The sequence below is a fragment of the Streptomyces sp. NPDC025721 genome (assembly GCF_055558595.1).
The window spans coordinates 813,669-828,276 of sequence record NZ_JBVHMF010000001.1 but is presented as its reverse complement, the minus strand read 5'-3'; the positions used below and the strand labels follow the sequence as shown (position 1 = coordinate 828,276).

Here is a 14,608-nt window from a genome sequence, read left to right as displayed (position 1 = left end):
CTAGCCCGCCTCGGTCGTACGGGGTGGCTCGGCGGTCCGGGTCCGCTCCGCCGTACGGATCGCGTCGCGGTAGCGGCGGGCCGCGTGGCGCAGGGCGGCTTCCGGGTCGAGGCCTGCGGCCTGGGCGGCGGCGGCCTCGGCGAGGAGGTGGTCCCCGAGGGCGGTCTCGTCGGTGGCGGGGGCGCCGGGGGCGGGGCCGGGGCCGGGGGTGCCGTCAGCCGGGCTGCCGTCGGCCGGGCTGCCGTCGGCCGGGGTGTCGTCGGCCGGGAGCGGGAGGCCGGCCTCCCGGGCGCGGCCCGCGAGCTTGGCGGCCAGGGCGAGGGCGGGCGAGGCGAGGGGCACGCCGTCGGTGACCGAGTCGCGGGACTTCTCGACGCCCTTGAGACGGATCCAGTTCGCCCGCACCTGCTCGGGGGTCTCGGCGACCTCGTCGCCGAAGATGTGCGGGTGCCGGTGGACGAGCTTGTCCACCAGTCCCCCGGCCACGTCGTCGATGCCGAACGGCTCCTCGGGGTCGCCCTCCGCGATGGCCGCGTGGAAGACGACCTGGAGCAGGACGTCGCCCAGCTCCTCGCGCACCGCCGCGCGGTCCCCCTCCTCGATCGCCTCGACCAGCTCGTACATCTCCTCGATGCCGTACTTCGCCAGGTCCTCGTGCGTCCGCAGGCTGCTCCACGGGCACTCGGCCCTGATCCGGTCCATCACCTGGACGAGGTCGAGCAGCCGGGCGCCGGGCAGGTCGTACGAGCCGGGCAGCAGCTCCAGGTCGGGCATGGCGACCCGTCCCGAGCCGCCGAGCCTGGCCAGTTCGTCGGTGACGGCCGGGTCGCCCGCGCCGCCGCCGGGCGGCAGATAGACGACCGTACGGCCGCCCGCCGTCGCGTCCACCAGCTCGCGCCCGCCGGGCGTCGCCAGCTCGACCCGTACCCCCGCCTCGCGCAGATACGGGAGCTGCGGATGCTCGGGGTCGGCGCAGACCACGAGGTCGGCCTCGCGCAGCGTCTGCCAGGCGGGCCAGGAGAGCTGTCCCGGCGCGACCCGGTGGCTGGTCGTGAGCAGCACCAACCGCCCGGGCGCGTTCGCGTCGTCTACGTCGTTCACCCCTCGAACGTACCCCGGACCACCGACATGCCCTGCGGGCGGCTGCTGCACGGACCGCGCGGCCGGGTCCGCTTACGCGCTCGGGTCCGCCGGGGTCGCCGTCTTGGTCACGACCCACGGCTCGTTGGTGGCGCCGACGATGGCCTTCTTGGCGTCCCAGGTGCCGTAGCGCGGGTTGACGTCCACGCCGAGCGACTTCGCGGTCTTGGAGATGACGGCGATGGCCGCCGCGTTCCCGGTGTCGCTGCCGGGCTGGAAGCCGAGGCTCTGGATCAGCTTGCCGACGGCGATGTTGGTCCGCAGGAAGGTGTCGATGCCGGACGGCACGATGTCGTACTGCTGGAGCAGCGCCGCCTCGAACTGGCTCTCGTCACCGCCGAACTGCTGCAACGCCTGCGCGTGCGACTGCTGCACCTCGGCGGTGCTGACCGAGAGCCCGGCGTCGGACACGGCCTTGTCGATCACCTTGTTCTGCACCAGCATGCTCAGCGTCTGCTGCGGCAGCTTGCCGCTCTGCCCGATGAGCTGCGCCGCCTGCGGCGACTTGCTCTGCGCGTCGCGCACCTGGTCGACCTCGTGCTGGAGCGTGGCGATCGAGATCTTCTGGTCCCCGACCACCGCCGCGGCCCCCGGGTGCGCGGGTCCCGAACCGCACGCGGTGAGGGCGGGCGATGCCGCCAGCAGCGCGGCTGCGGCGATCGAGACGGCGGTGCGGCGGCGGACCATGGTGCCTCCCGGCATGGGAACGACCTAGCGGTACTGAAGCGATGATCGAGTACGAGGATATGGACCGGGGCCCGCCGATTTCCAGCACTCGGCGCAAACGGCTCTCCTCGCGGGGGAGAGTACGCCTCGCGGCTGGGCCGCCGCGCACCCGGTGGGCCCCGGACGCTCCCGGGGCGTCCCTGCCGCCCCGCCGCGTCCCTGGCGCCTTTGCCCCCTCTACCGCCGCGCCGCCCGCACCGCCCGCGCCACCCTCACCGCCCCGCCGTCAGACGACGGCGACCGGGCCGTCCCAGGCGTCGCGGTCCACGGTCAGCGTGACGCCGCCGTAGGTCTCCTTGGAGTTGACCAGGAACTGGTGCCCGCGCCGGTGCCCGGTCCACAGATTCGCGGCGAACGGGAAGCCGGAGGTGGTGCTGTTGACGCCGTCGTACTTGGCGTACCAGAAGGCGTCCGGCATGTCGTCCATGGTCGCCTTGGCCGCCGCCACGGCAGCGGCGCTGGACGAGCTGAAGCCGTAGAAGCCCGCCAGGTAACCGCCGGTGTGCAGCGCCCGGTTCCACGCCTGGACGTAGGTGAGGACGGCGTTGTTGCACGAGGTGTCGGAGACGGCGTACGGCTCCATGTCGAGGTAGAGCGCGCTGGCCGGGCGCATACCGAGGGCCGCGGCCTTCTTCACCGCGTCGGCGCCGTCGCGCGCGCCGAGCGTGGCCGCGTTGGCCGCCGTGAGCCGTTCGGGGCTGTTGCCGGTCTGGCAGGGCGGCTGCGCGCCGACGTAGATCGGGATGAGCTTCCAGCCCGCCGCGCTGACGGTCGTCACCCACGAGGACGTCAACTGGGGTTGTGCGCAGCCGCGGTTGGCGCCGCCGATGTAGACCGCGGCGGCGCCGTAGGGCGAACCGCTCTTCCAGGACGCCATCTTGCTCGCGCTGGGCGCGGTGCAGGTGTCGAAGGCGAGGCCGGTGAAGGTGCGGACGAAGCCGCTGAACGGCGCGGCCGGACGGCGGGTCTGGCGGGGTACGGACGGCAGGGAGCCGGGGACCGAGGCGACCGGGTTGCCGGGCTTGGCCGTCTGGGCGGCGGCCGGGGCGTGCGACGCGGAGGGGCTGCCGCTCGGGGTGCCGGCCGGGGAGCCCTTCGGGGCCGCGTTCTTGGCGCCGTTCGGTGCGTTGAGGGTGCTCGTCGCGCCCTGCGGGGCGTTCGCGTCGGCGGACCGGTTGGCGGCCTGGCCGGCCGCCGCCGACCCGCCCGTTCCGCCGCCGGACGTGGCGCCCACGGCGAGTGCGCCGCCGCCCCCGACGACGATCACTGCGGCGACTGTCGCGATGACGCGGTACCGCATCGGCTTGGGCAGGCGACGGCTGTTCGACACGGGGTCCTCTGGGGGCTCGGGCGGCGCGATCCACCAGAGGCGATCGGAGTGATCGCGGTGCGCGCGGCCAGCAAAGTATGGCGGGGCCGCGCGCCGTTGACAATCACACCGCGGCCCCCCGGCGTCACCCTCCGCACTGCGCGAGCATCGTGTCCTTGTCCGCGCTGGTCACCGGCAGTTGGTACTTGATCGAGACCTGTGCGACCCGGACCGCGTACGAGCACCGGATCTGCTTGTTCGGCGGCAGCCAGGACGCCGGTCCCGAGTCGCTCTTCGAGCCGTTGGACGGGCCGTCGACCGGGATGAGGTTGAGCGGGTCGTTGGCGATCGACTCCCGCTTGTCCTTGCTCCAGTGCGCCGCGCCCATCTGCCAGTCGTACGACAGCGGCATCACGTGGTCGATCTGGACGGTGGTGGCCTTGGTCTTGGTCCACTTGATGACCCGGCCGGTGTACGGGTCGTTGAGCGTCATCGTCGCGATCACGCACTTGGACGTGCCCTTGTAGTGGACGTCGTCGCCGTCCCGCTTCAGCAGGTCGTTACGCGTGTCGCAGCCGTTGTGCGCGAAGGGGACGGAGGGCGCGGAGTCCATCCACGCGGCGCCGAACTGCGCCCGCGAGTAACCCGTCTTGGGGCCGCGGCCCTTGGTCTTCACCTTGGCGATCAGGTCGCGCGCCTTCTTCTTGTCGGCGTCCGAGGTGATCGCGGCCAGACCGGCCTTCGTCCCGTCCGGGTTGTCCAGCGGGCTCACCGCCCGCCCGTTGCCGGCCGCGGGGCCCGCCGCTCCCGACGGGTTCGCGCTGCCCGTCGGGTCGGCGCCGAGTGTCGTGTCCTTGCACCCCGCTACGCCGATCACCGCGAGCAGGGTCGCGGCGCAGGCGAGGCGCCGGGATATCCGTCTGTCCATGTACGCACCTCGGAGGTCGTCGTCCGGGGACGCAACGGCACCGCCCCCCTGCCCCTACACAATCACGCCTGCCCCGGCGTGCCCCACTTACGTCGTCCTCATCTCCCCGTCTCCCCAGGCCGCCCGTCGAATTGACCGGCCGCCAGGGCCAGCCAGCGCCGCCCCGCCTCCCGTGACCTCTCGCGGATCGCGCCGTCCGCCGCCCCTGACGTCAGGTCGGCGATGTCCCGCCGCTGCGTCTCGTCCTCCCCGGTCAGCAGATCGGCGCCGCAGCGCCGCCCGAGCCGGAACGCCATGTCGCGCAGGACCGACGAGCACCCGAGGACCGGCTCCGCGCCCATGGCCGTGTGCAGCGCCACAGCCCCCTGATACGCGAACGCCCGCGCCCCCGACGCCCCGTCGCCCTCGACCAGTTCCCGCATCCCCTCGATGCGCCCGCGCCCCTCCGTCAGCGTCCCGGGCGTCCACAGCGCCTCCAACTCCTTTGCGTACGCCTCCAGATCCGCCGTACGCCCGTCCCCGGCCACCACCCAGAACAAGATCGCCGCCGCCCGCTCGGCACAGGCCGCCCCGAACACCGCCGCCTGCTCCCGCGTCGCGCTCCGCGCGAACTCCCCCGTCACCCCTCCGCCCCCCGACCTTCACTCGATAGATTCCCGCCGTGGGCACGGGACTTCACCCCAGATCGCGCGGCGGGTCGTACTCCTCGTCATGGCCGACGTAGAGACGCGTCGGAGGAATGGAGACCATACACACGTCTCCCGCTCGCAGCTCCGATGCCGCCGGGACGACCACTTCACTGGCGACCGTCTCCGTCAGCCCTGTTCGACCCATGTGTACCGCTCCCACACCGTCTGTCGGTCACTGGCCTCCAGGAGGACCTCGGGGCCCGTCGTGGGAGGTAGGAGACAGCCCTTCGGCCAGGTGATCTCCTCCCCTGCGACAGTGATCACCGTGTCTGCGGAGTCGTCGGACGTCTGAAGGTTGTAGAACGTCCGGTCCCGGAACAACGTGACCGTGGAGAACTCCGGCTCCACGGTCACGATGACGCAGTCGTCCTCACCGTCGTCCAACGTCAGACCCATCGACGTGCCCGGCGGAACCGCGCCGACCACCGTTGCGAGGTCCGACAGAGGGACCTTCGAGTTCCGGTAGGACGGGTCCCACGTCTCCACGGTCACGACGCCACGTGTCATTGCGCCGCGAAGCCTCGGAGTACAGCGGCAAGTTGCTCGCTGTACGCGTCGCAGGATGCCTCAAGTCGCTGGCGTACGGCGGACGTCAGGAGATCCGCACCGGCCGGGGCGGCGAGAACGGCGTCGTGACACTCGGCCTCGACGGCGAGGTTCCGGGTGCCGAAATACCCCAGCCCGTAAACACGCAGGGACTCGTCGACATCAGCGAGCCAGCGCTCGCGGGTCTCTTGACCGGCGACCTCGGTGAGCGAGCCGGCCATGTAGTCGTCAAGGTAGACGGCCGTCGCGCGGGCGACGTCGATGATCCGCTCGGTGTCGGCCTCGCTCATCTCGCCGAGAGCGTCCGCGAGCATCAACCAGCCGTTGAGAGCTTCCAGTTGGAAGCTCTCCGCGAACTCCGGCTCGATCTCCGACTCGAACAGCGGGGCGGCGGTCAACGCGGCGACCGCCCGGGCGAACTCCGCACCGCTCCCGCCGTCCGCCACGTCCGCCCCGGCCCGGAGCAGTTCCCCGAGCGCCGCCGGGTCCACTCCCCACTCCTCGGGCATCGCCATACCGACCAACGGCCCCCGCAGTCGCCGCAGGGCGAAATACGCCGCCTGGCAGCGCTGCCCGCGCCCCATGGCCGCGACCTGCGCCGACAGCCCTTCGTTACTCAACCCGTCCGACCGACTCACCGTTCCGCCCACCTACCCGGTCCTCCCGGCACCGACGAAGAATTCCGTCCTTGAGCGCTCGTCACACGATCACCATCTGACATCGAACCCTGGGTACCGAACCGCCCAGTCCTTGGCAACCCGCTTGACGGTCGCCGCATCCACCGCGCTCACGGGTTCACCTCCACTGTCACGTTCACACCTCGCGGTTGATGCAACCTGTGACATCCCCCAGGACCGCAAGCAGGCAACGGAGTCGCGCTAGTGCTCTGACCGCTTAGAATTCGTCACACGATCTTGGCGAGTGCGGTCAGGTCGTAGTGTCCGTCGGCTTCATGCTTGCCTCGGTGCTCTACCAGGACTTCGGACCCGCCCGGTAGGGCTGCTCTCGCTGGCGGCCCGATCGTCTCTGGGTGATGCGCCGCGTGCTTCCGGTACGGTTCGCGGCATGACCGGCGTGTTCGACGTGGCCCAGGCTCTCTACGGCGGAGTCACCGACCAGGGGCGGGCGTGGGCCTTTGTCCGCGGCTTCGCCGCTGCTTGGGACGCACCGTTGGCCGAGGATGACGGCACGCCGGCAGCGGAACTGGCGCAAGCCGAGGCGACGCTCGGCTGCTCCCTGCCGGCCGCGCTGCGCGAGGTCTACACGCTCCTGGGTACGCGGTCCGGCCTGATCGCCAACCAGGATCCGCTGCTGCCGCCCGCCGAGATGTTCGTGCATGACGAGTGCGGCGGTGTCCTCGTCTTCCGTAGCGAAAACCAGGGCTGCGCCTTCTGGGGCGTGCGCCTGCGCGACCTTGAGCAAGACGATCCGCCGGTGTTCGTCCAGGCGCGGCACGGCTGGGTGCCGTTCTTGGACCGGGTGTCTCTGGCCTGCGTCGAGCTCGTACTGAGCGAGGCACTGTTCGGCAGCGGAGGTCGGCTGTACAACGCGTGCGAGCTGCCGGCGGACCTGCTTGGGACGGTGCCTGACCGCTTCCAGCGGGTCGCGCTGCCCGATTATCCGATGTGGACAGGGCCGGAGGACTTTCCAGTGCGTTGGTTCTCCGCCCCGGGAAAGCTGCTGCGCCAGGATGGCTTGGGCACCCACAGCTGGCTGCACGTCCGGGGCCGGACCATGGCCGACCTGGAGGCGATCTGCGAGACCGTCCCCGGCCGGTGGGCCCTGGGATACGCCGAGCCGCCGGACGCCGAGCCGCTGCCCTTCTGAAGCGTCATGATGCGGGTCTGTTAGGACGTCTCCAGCAGATGGGGCTGCGGGCCAGAGATTCGAAGGCGTCGTGAAGTTCGGTGCGGCGTTCCCACCGAACAGCAAGTCCTTTGAAGTGGTGGAGCAGGGCAAAGGTCTGCTCCACGACGCGGTCCGACCCAGTGGGATAATTGAGATTAAATTAGCCGCCAGGAAACCAGGACGGAACAAGGGATATCAGCTCTTGGTCCGTGGTACCACCTTCGGTCCAGCTCAACAATTCAAGCTTCATTTTTACTGACCAGCCATACTCTTTGCCGAGAGCGGATGCCGCGTTAATCTTCCTTCCGCCATTTTCCCCGAACGCCCGAAGAAAGGCAGCGATGTCGATAATCGATGCCCCTTCCCGCTGCATGCGGCCTGCCTCTGCGGCCCAGTCATCGATGGACACCCTTGCACCCCTTAGGTCTCGTAAAGATTGGCTCGACCGTGGAGTGTGCCCCTGGCTCGCCAAACACGTTCAAGAGACCGTAGCGCACCGAAGCCGCTTCTCGTAGCCAATTTCCCCGGTCATGCGTGAAGGATTGCCTCTTCCGCTGGCATGCCTTGACCCGTGAGCGCATGAAAGTGGCCCGATTATCCTCGATAAGGTTGCCGTTGATAGAAAGGACTCGATCACCAGAGTAGCCAAGCGCCCCGCGAATAGGTATAAGAGCCAAGCGTCTCTGGTCAGCGTGCGTTTTGCGTTCCGCTGACGTCCGTGGTTTGCGGGAAAACCGTGGTTGTTGCCTTCACTACTGCCATCATACGATTCAGCCCAGGTACGGCCTCTCGCGCACGCAGAGTTGAGAGATTATCGTGACGTCCGACTTGCCGACAGAGCCCATACGTCAGAGCTTGCGGATCACCACGACTCATCGCCCGTCAGGACGATGACCACCTCATCAGGCTCATCGGTTCCGTCTCCGTAGACGTCGACCCGATTTTCTACATTCGGAACGGGAATCAGCAGTCTCACCGATTCATTAGGATCCGAAATTTCGAGGGACGCCTTGGGGAGAGTCAGATTCCCTGAGTACACAAGAACCTTTCCACTCGGCTGGTAAGGCCCCTGCATACATTGGACTGACGCCGGACCACTGGCGGCTTGCTGCACCGCGATGAACAAGGAGTCCGGACCGCCGTGCACCACATCAGCAGCCGCGTCCCAGCCTGCGTGGTTGTCAACACTCCCAGGCGCGGCAGCGACAACCAAACCGTGCGCGAATCTTGTCGTGCACGAGGCGAAAAGCATCATTGAATCCACCTACTGTCTCGGCTTCCACACCGGGAAGTCGTAATACTCCTTGATCAGCGTTCGCACGATTCCACCCTGCTGTTTGGAACATGCCTTGCAGTGCGGATAGAGAGTCCACGGACCATTCGGGGAGGACTTGTTCGGCGGGTTGTGGTCGCCAGCCCAGTGCCCATCCTTGTAGCCAGACTTTTCGGCACCGCAAGCCGCGCAACCGTTCCGATCCCCGAATTCATTGATCATCCGCTGCTCGTGAGCGAGAACAGTGTCTCCACGCTCAGCAGTAACCCCCTCCGCTTTCTGCCCCTTCAAGTTGGGCCCGAGAGTCAAATTGCAGAGATCGCCTTCATTTACATTATGAACGAGGACCGGCGTCTCGCCCGCCAGCACATAGTACGTGTGCTACGCGAGCCCCTCGACCTGCTTTTTCGCAGGTCAGGCATGGTTTGCTGGTCCGGTGATGTGCGTGGGTGTCCGTGGTTGTTGCCGTCAGCTACTGCCGTCAGCCGGTTCAGCCCAGGTAGGGGCTTTCACGGTGTTCCAGGAAGTGCTGGAGCCGGAGCCTCTGGGTGTGGTGCATCGGCAGTTGCTCGATCTCTTCGGGCGGCATGAACCGGAGTTCGGTGGATTCGTCGGAGATCTCCAGGTGGCCGCTGGTAATGCGGGCGGTGAAGCAGACGTTGAACTGGCGGCGGACCTCGCCGTCGGTGTAGGCGATGACGTGTTTCGGGTCGGTGTAGGTGCCGACCAGGCCGGTGATCTCAACGTCGAGGCCGGTCTCTTCCTTGACTTCGCGGACGGCTGTGCCGGGCAGGGAGTCGGTGAGGTCCATGCCGCCTCCGGGCAGTGCCCATAGGTCGTTGTCGCGTCGGCGCTGGAGGAGGATGCGGCCGTGGTCGTCGGTGACGACGGCGGAGGCGGCGACGACCATGCTGTTCGGCTTGGGCGCGTTCGGGTCGTCGTAGTACTCGGTGCGGGCCACGGTCAGCCTTCCTCTCGTACGGGCGTCGCCGTCGCCCACACGGCGTCGAAGCTGTCGGCGTAGGTATCGAACATGCCGCCTGTCTCGTGTCGGCGAAGGTGCCATACGGGGGCGGCGTAGGCGTTGACGCCCCAGATGTGGGCGTTGACGAGTTGCTGGTCGTCGGCGCGGTAGAGGGAGTTGTAGAGCGTGGTTTCCTGGGTGCGGACTTCGATGCCGGGGGTGCTGGCGAGGGGTCTGTGGTGCATGAGGGCGAGGCGGCAGCGGGATTCGATGCCGTGGCCGAAGCGCTCCTCCTGGCCGCGGGCTTGGACGTTGTCGCTGTCGGGGTCCCCGATCGCGATGCGGACGGTGCAGCCTTCGGCGGCGCGTTCGCTGAGGAGTTCGTTCAGCCGCGGGTACGCCTCGTGGAGGAAGACGGCCGCGTAGACGAGGATGTCGATCCGTTCCCGGGCCTGGGCCATCAAGTCGGTGAACGCCGAGACAGGGATGTCGGCCCGCTGGTCGTAGAGCGCGACCAGTTCGGGGCTGATGGCGCGGGCGGGGCGGGCTTGGCGGAGCGCCGGCCAGAGTGCGTGCACGTCTTCTCCCAGGGCCTTGGCCGCCTGGAGGGCGGTGGCACGACGTGGGATACGCCCGAGGTTCACCCAGCGCTCGACCGACTTGGGGTCGACCTCGACCTGCTGAGCGAGTGCGGCGTACGTCCAGCCTCCCGCCGCCGTGACGGCTCGTAGCCTCTCGTTCGGCACGAGTCTCCCCCCTTGTCTCAGGACGGCACTAGGGACGTTCTACACGGTGCAGGACGTCCCGAAGTGGGGTTTGGCGGAGGTTCCTTCGTCCCGGTGACCGGCGTGAGGATCGGTGCCGACCCTGTGGCACCAACAGGCCCAGGGGCACGCATCCACGCCGCCGAGGAGCGTCACCGTGCGAAAGAGCGCCACCCCATGTGTTCCTGCCCTGCGACTGGACGCCCGGTCGCGCGCCGCCTCGCCGGGGTGGTCACGATGACGGCCTCCACCCCCACCCCTGATGCCGACGGGCACACCGTCTCGCCCGATGCCGGCGCCCTGGTGGTCGACCGGCGGAGCGGCAAGGTGGGCGTGGTGATGGGGCATGTGGGGCCGCACGTGCAGCTTCGGCCGCCGCGCGGTGGCCGGGAGTGGGACGTGCCGCCCGAGGACGTACGTATGCCGACTCCGACGGAGGAGTTGAGCACGAAGGTGGCCGTGGCCAACCGGAGGTGGGGACGGTGACCCCTCGCTCGGTCCTGCGCTACGAGACCTGGACGCTCCAGCCCGACCGCGAGCCGGACGCGGAGCCGGTCCTGTACGCGATGCAGTAAAGAAGAAGCTCGCCAAGCTCGCCGCGAAGGACGTGCGCACCTGGCTGAACGGGCTGCGGACCGTCTGCCAGTGCTGCGCTCGCGGCATCGACGCCCGGCGCAAGCCCGATGCTCAGGCCGACCGTCGGCCCCGCTGCTGCGCCATTGGGAAGTGCTGCCGTAAGTACCTCTCACCGCTGACGCTCGCCTACATCCACTCCGTCCTGAAGTCGGCCCTGGAGCACGCCGTGCGCGAGGAGGAGATCCCGCGCAACGTCGCCCGCAACGTCCGCACCGGCACACCCCGCCCACGCCGCTTCAACCCCCTCACCGCCCACGAGGCCCGCACCTTCCTCGCCTCCGCACAGGGCCACCGCCCGCACGCGCTGTTCGAACTCGCTCTCCGCACCGGACTCCGCAAGGGGGAACTCCTCGGCCTGCGCTGGGAAGACCTCAACCACGACGCCGGCACCGCCAGCATCCGCCGCACCCTCCAGCGCACCCGCACGGGCGGCCTCACCACCCTGCCCACCAAGATCATCTGCTCGGAACGCCGCATCGTCCTCCCAGCCGCCTGTGTCGCCTTGCTGCGAGAACACCGCGACCGGCAGACCCAGGAGAAGCAACAGGTCGGTGCGGAGTGAGTGGACGCCGGTCTCGTCTTCACCCGCCTGGACGGGCACCCCATCGAACCCGCCACCCTCAGCCGCCACTTCAACGCCCTGCTCCGTCAATCCCGTCTGAGGGCGATCCGGTTCCACGACCTGAGGCACTCGACCGCCACCCTCCTCCTGGAACAGGGCGTGGAACTCGTCGTCATCAAGGAGCTGTTGGGTCACGCACACATCGGCGTCACCGCCACCGTGTACGCCCACGTCCGCCTCCGCCTCCAGCGCGACGCCATCGACCTCCTCGGCCGCACCCTCGGCAAGTCCTCCGAGGCCGCCACCAACCCCGACGACGGCGACGGCCCGCCGCTTTGTGCAGCACCCGTCCGCTGACGTTGCCGTCAACTACTGCCGTCAAGACGCCATGTCGCCCTCCCCGGAACAGCTCCGGGAAGGGCGACATGGGTTTTCAGATACTTACCTTATGACGCGGACTCTTGAGTTAAGATCGCCTCTCAAATTTCCCAGTTGTTTAGTTCGGCAAACGCCTCGATAGAAGGAGTCAGTTGCACGGAAAATGCGCTTGCTGATACCTGCGCCTGGGTTGCCACCGAGCGTCCAATCACACCTTGAGCGGAATCTTCTGACCCCTGAGAAAGAAGCGCAAGGACCTCACGCTCGGCGTCAATCTCCATTTGCACTAGCAGCCCTGGAGGAGGAGGCTCTTCTCCGTATCTTACAATTACGGGATTTTCTCCTGACAGCTTGAAATCGAGCATGGAGAGCAGTGACCTGAGGGTATTGATAGACATCTCCGCCTTCGGGGCTGAAGGCATCAAGGAGACGGCAAGAGCATTTCCCACGAGCCCCACCGCCTGAGCCACATAGAACTCTGGGCGATAAGAATCACCCTCGCCGTCCTGAGGTTCCATCTCCAGCCCATCCAACGCCTCGGCGCATTCGTCCTGGACAGACTCGCCGGCAGCTGCCGCCCAAGCAAGCTCAAGCGAGGCATCGACCCACGTCAAGTACTCCGAAGGGCCTAGGGCTCGACAGAAAGTCACCCCCCGTTCCGCGGCTGCAGCACAGATCAGCATCAGCTCAGAGTCCGAAGCGTTCGAAATTGCCTGAATTTCTGACGGAATCTCCATGCCCCTCTAGCCTCCAGTGGCCCAGAAGATTGTGAATGGGGAGCTTTGTGCAGCATGACCGCGGATTCCTGCGCCACCCAACGTCACCCCGCGAACGTTCAGCATGGGCGAACAGATGGCAACGCAGAAGTTTCGCGATGCCGCACCGAACACTGCATGCTCATTTGGCCCCAAGCTGTTAAGGATCCCTTCCTCTGCCTGTCCAGCCGCCTGCACGAATTCCTCTCCCGGTCGAAGCGTCCACCCGGAAGGCATTGCGCCGCCCCCATTGATTCCGATCCGAGTGGTGAACGTCTTCGTCTGAGAGTTGAAGACACCAATTACCGCCGTGGTGCCCTTCACGTCCGCCATGAAGTAATCATTGCGGGACGCCTGCAACTCTTCCGCACGGTTGAGAGCAAGCATCGCATCGCCTTCAGTTGCAACCCCAGGACCACAGTTGTGAACCAGGACCGGCGTAATCCCTGCCAGCACATAGTACGTGTGACACTCCACCCTGCTCTACGTGCGTTTTGGCAGGTGGGCGGGGCTTTGGCGGTCCGTCAGGGTCCCTTGTCGTGCGCCGATGCGTGGTTGTTGCTGGCACTACTGCCGTCAGTGGTCTAGACCTGTATGGCTACTTGAGATGTTCAGTGAGGTCGTCCACGGTCCAGTCGGCCTGGCGGAGGAGGGGCCCCGACGGCAACACCCACCCCCCGCCCTCGTACGCCAACGCCGCCGTACTCACCGATGCCATCCGCACCGCCGCACCGTGCGCCCGCATCTCCGTCGACTCCGCGGTCGGGGAACGCGACCTCGCCTGGGGCCAGCAGCTCGACGTACGCGAGATCGCCACCTTCGGTACCGACAGCGAACTCACCGACCAGGCGGTCGCCGCCTACGTGGCCAAGTACGCCGCCAAGTACGCCGCCAAGTACGCCGCCAAGTCCGCCGACGCCTCCGGCACCCTCGACCACGCCCTGTTCTGCCGCCCCTGCCAGGGACGCGGCGCCACCCTCCTGCCCCACGGAACCCCGCTCCCCTGCACCGCCTGCGACGGCGCCGGACAGGCCCGGCCCCTGCCCCGCCTCGCCGTCACCCGGCACGTGCGGCAGATGATCCGCACCTGCTGGGAGCTGGGCCGCCTGCCGGAGTTCGCCGAACTCAAGCTCTGGAAGTGGGCGCACATGCTCGGCTTCCGCGGCCACTTCTCCACCAAGTCCCGCCGCTACTCCACCACCCTCGGCACGCTGCGCGACGCCCGCCGCACCTGGCGTACCGAACAGGCCCGCGCCACCTCACCCGCACCTTCATCGCGCTCCTCCAAAAGGCCGGCCTCCGCCACTCCACCGCCACCCTGCTCCTGGAACAGGGCGTCGAACTCGTCGTGATCAGCACCGCACTGGACAGCCCGGAGAACACCAAGACGGCACGCTCCGACGGCGACGAACCGCCACCCTGCGCCGCCCTCGTCCGCTGACGTTGCCGTCAACTACTGCCGTCACCCCACACAGACGCCTCGCCAGGCACCGCCTGACGGGGCGTCAAATTCGCTTGCGCACATCGAAAGGCAAATTGAAGTTCAACAAACAGCGACATCAACGCAACATTCGCGCATAACGTCCATATTCGAATGATAAATACCGTCTCACCGAAAGGGAGATTCCAACTTGCACGAAGCGCCACCGAGAACCTTACTCAGTGCAATGGGTGCCGTGTACCCGAGTCTCTGCACCACGGATCCTGACAGTAGGAAGGTGTCACGTGCGCCAGCCCATTCAGAGAGTGGTACGTGCCAGAGTCACCACGATCCCAGCAAATCGCCGTTGGCCTCTGACCGCTTCTTAGTTCGCAAAATTCCTCGACGGCCGCACGAATATCAGCTACCGGCAGCGTATTGCGGGGCTCGAACAGCCTCCAATCGCCCAAATCAGCAACAACGTTTTGATTCAACACCGGCGGTTCCGGATTCCTAGAGGTCCATACACTCCTCGCAGTCTCCTGATCCACTCGGACTACGGAATCCTCGGGAACTTGCCACCTCAATGCGCCATACCCTGTAAGCGGATTTGTCGAGACTTGAAGATAGCTGTCAAAGTACCGATCTGATTTCATCGGATCCCTATGTG

15 protein-coding genes and 4 pseudogenes are annotated in these 14,608 nt (G+C 67.4%); 6 read left to right on the top strand and 13 right to left on the bottom strand.

Translation table 11 applies throughout. From position 1 onward, the window contains the following. From ACZ4EF_RS03605 to ACZ4EF_RS03575, 7 genes are all read right to left on the bottom strand, one after another. Entirely contained in the window at positions 1–1,101 is a 1,101-nt protein-coding gene (locus tag ACZ4EF_RS03605) for a nucleoside triphosphate pyrophosphohydrolase (protein WP_467502551.1), read from the bottom strand. Between the two features lie 72 nt (positions 1,102–1,173). Continuing rightward, positions 1,174–1,842: a SurA N-terminal domain-containing protein gene (locus ACZ4EF_RS03600; RefSeq protein WP_355346893.1), complete on the bottom strand. Its 669-nt coding sequence runs from the start codon at positions 1,840–1,842 to the stop codon at positions 1,174–1,176. A gap of 250 nt (positions 1,843–2,092) precedes the next feature. Next, positions 2,093–2,854: a glycoside hydrolase domain-containing protein gene (locus ACZ4EF_RS03595; protein WP_391051698.1), complete on the bottom strand. Its 762-nt coding sequence runs from the start codon at positions 2,852–2,854 to the stop codon at positions 2,093–2,095. A 466-nt stretch (positions 2,855–3,320) separates the two neighbouring features. Beyond that, the gene (locus ACZ4EF_RS03590) at positions 3,321–4,103 is read right to left on the bottom strand and encodes an HNH endonuclease family protein (protein ID WP_355346890.1); all 783 of its coding nucleotides are present in this window, start codon (positions 4,101–4,103) and stop codon (positions 3,321–3,323) included. A 98-nt stretch (positions 4,104–4,201) separates the two neighbouring features. After that, positions 4,202–4,726, bottom strand: coding sequence for a hypothetical protein (locus tag ACZ4EF_RS03585; RefSeq protein WP_467502548.1), 525 nt, complete (start codon positions 4,724–4,726; stop codon positions 4,202–4,204). A 192-nt stretch (positions 4,727–4,918) separates the two neighbouring features. Then, positions 4,919–5,284 carry a hypothetical protein gene (locus ACZ4EF_RS03580; protein ID WP_391162296.1) on the bottom strand — a complete coding sequence of 122 codons (366 nt, stop codon included), beginning with the start codon at positions 5,282–5,284 and terminating at the stop codon, positions 4,919–4,921. An 11-nt stretch (positions 5,285–5,295) separates the two neighbouring features. Beyond that, the gene (locus tag ACZ4EF_RS03575) at positions 5,296–5,958 is read right to left on the bottom strand and encodes a hypothetical protein (protein ID WP_467502546.1); all 663 of its coding nucleotides are present in this window, start codon (positions 5,956–5,958) and stop codon (positions 5,296–5,298) included. Between the two features lie 445 nt (positions 5,959–6,403). Here ACZ4EF_RS03575 and ACZ4EF_RS03570 point away from each other — a divergent pair, with 445 nt between their 5' ends. Continuing rightward, positions 6,404–7,165 (top strand): SMI1/KNR4 family protein, encoded by a 762-nt coding sequence (locus ACZ4EF_RS03570; RefSeq protein WP_467502544.1) that lies wholly within the window; start codon positions 6,404–6,406, stop codon positions 7,163–7,165. Positions 7,166–7,346: 181 nt separating this feature from the next. On the opposite strand, the gene ACZ4EF_RS03565 is transcribed toward ACZ4EF_RS03570, so the two are convergent. The 3 genes from ACZ4EF_RS03565 to ACZ4EF_RS03555 form a co-directional block, all read right to left on the bottom strand. Beyond that, positions 7,347–7,595: a hypothetical protein gene (locus ACZ4EF_RS03565; protein WP_401857008.1), complete on the bottom strand. Its 249-nt coding sequence runs from the start codon at positions 7,593–7,595 to the stop codon at positions 7,347–7,349. Between the two features lie 1,354 nt (positions 7,596–8,949). Continuing rightward, positions 8,950–9,420: an NUDIX domain-containing protein gene (locus ACZ4EF_RS03560; protein ID WP_467502542.1), complete on the bottom strand. Its 471-nt coding sequence runs from the start codon at positions 9,418–9,420 to the stop codon at positions 8,950–8,952. A 2-nt stretch (positions 9,421–9,422) separates the two neighbouring features. Continuing rightward, complete coding sequence (locus ACZ4EF_RS03555; protein ID WP_467502540.1) at positions 9,423–10,169, bottom strand: XRE family transcriptional regulator; 747 nt, start codon at positions 10,167–10,169, stop codon at positions 9,423–9,425. Between the two features lie 246 nt (positions 10,170–10,415). Between ACZ4EF_RS03555 and ACZ4EF_RS03550 the strand changes: the two genes are divergently transcribed. The 3 genes and pseudogenes from ACZ4EF_RS03550 to ACZ4EF_RS03540 all read left to right on the top strand — a co-directional run. Continuing rightward, positions 10,416–10,673, top strand: a complete 258-nt coding sequence (locus ACZ4EF_RS03550) for a hypothetical protein (protein WP_467502538.1) — start codon at positions 10,416–10,418, stop codon at positions 10,671–10,673. After that, positions 10,661–10,759 (top strand): annotated as a pseudogene (locus tag ACZ4EF_RS03545) (DUF7848 domain-containing protein); the annotation flags it as partial. The gene ACZ4EF_RS03550 and the pseudogene ACZ4EF_RS03545, both read left to right, overlap by 13 nt. A gap of 2 nt (positions 10,760–10,761) precedes the next feature. Next, positions 10,762–11,742, top strand: a pseudogene (locus ACZ4EF_RS03540) (tyrosine-type recombinase/integrase); the annotation flags it as partial. A 122-nt stretch (positions 11,743–11,864) separates the two neighbouring features. Here ACZ4EF_RS03540 and ACZ4EF_RS03535 read toward each other — a convergent pair. Further along, positions 11,865–12,500: a hypothetical protein gene (locus tag ACZ4EF_RS03535; protein ID WP_467502536.1), complete on the bottom strand. Its 636-nt coding sequence runs from the start codon at positions 12,498–12,500 to the stop codon at positions 11,865–11,867. 6 nt (positions 12,501–12,506) lie between these two features. Then, a complete protein-coding gene (locus ACZ4EF_RS03530; RefSeq protein ID WP_467502534.1) occupies positions 12,507–12,905 on the bottom strand; it encodes a hypothetical protein in 399 nt (132 codons plus the stop codon). 257 nt (positions 12,906–13,162) lie between these two features. Between ACZ4EF_RS03530 and ACZ4EF_RS03525 the strand changes: the two are divergent. Both ACZ4EF_RS03525 and ACZ4EF_RS03520 read left to right on the top strand, forming a co-directional pair. Continuing rightward, positions 13,163–13,789 (top strand): annotated as a pseudogene (locus tag ACZ4EF_RS03525) (replication initiator); the annotation flags it as partial. Continuing rightward, positions 13,768–13,884, top strand: a pseudogene (locus tag ACZ4EF_RS03520) (tyrosine-type recombinase/integrase); the annotation flags it as partial. The pseudogenes ACZ4EF_RS03525 and ACZ4EF_RS03520, both read left to right, overlap by 22 nt. A 293-nt stretch (positions 13,885–14,177) precedes the next feature. On the opposite strand, the gene ACZ4EF_RS03515 reads toward ACZ4EF_RS03520, so the two are convergent. After that, on the bottom strand, positions 14,178–14,594 hold the full coding sequence (locus ACZ4EF_RS03515) for an Imm1 family immunity protein (RefSeq protein WP_467502647.1): 417 nt from the start codon (positions 14,592–14,594) through the stop codon (positions 14,178–14,180). Positions 14,595–14,608 lie beyond the last annotated feature (14 nt).